1 protein-coding gene is annotated in these 608 nt (G+C 61.2%); it reads right to left on the bottom strand.

Annotated elements, in window-relative coordinates; genetic code table 11:
• Positions 1–76 precede the first annotated feature (76 nt).
• Positions 77–445, bottom strand: a complete 369-nt coding sequence (locus NBZ85_RS31655; protein ID WP_261563484.1) for a transposase — start codon at positions 443–445, stop codon at positions 77–79.
• Between the last annotated feature and the right edge of the window lie 163 nt (positions 446–608).

Raw genomic sequence — 608 nt, forward strand, 5'->3', positions numbered from 1 at the left:
GAGCTTGATAAGGTGGCCGAACAGCTGAACGGAAGGCCGCGGCAGACGTTGGGCTGGGCGAAGCCGGTCGAAGTCTTCAACGATTTGCTGGCGAAGCATGCGTCGCTATGACCGCTTGAATCCGCCACTGCTTTCCTCTCGCGAACCAGGTCGCTACTTTTTTCGCGAACTCGACCTGCATCTGGAGCTCGGCGATCGTGGAGTTCGCGTCCTTGACTTCCCCGCGTAGCCGGACGAGTTCTGCCCGTTCGTTGTCGTCCAGCACCGTGTCCGGTGGCTGGGAGTGCCCCGCCTCGTCCTTGGCTTTCTTCACCCATTTTTCCAACGTCATCTCGTGGACGCCGATGTTCCGGGCGACCTCGGCGACGGAACGGCCGCCATCGATGACGAAAGCTACCGCCTGTTCCTTGTACTCCTCGGTAAATCTGCGGCGTGTTGCGCCCATCTGTCGCTCTCCCGGCGGATCGGGCAGCTAATCCGGGTGTCTACCGAAGCGGGAACGGTCCAACCGGCTCAAATCTGGTGGATATGGGCCGGAGGCGGTGCGCACCCCAGGGGGCCGCCGAAAAATAACTCCGGTTTTTGATCGTGTTCTGGGTGGGTAGGGT

Source organism: Frankia tisae, assembly GCF_025403405.1.
GTDB classification, from domain to species: Bacteria; Actinomycetota; Actinomycetes; order Frankiales; family Frankiaceae; genus Frankia; species Frankia tisai.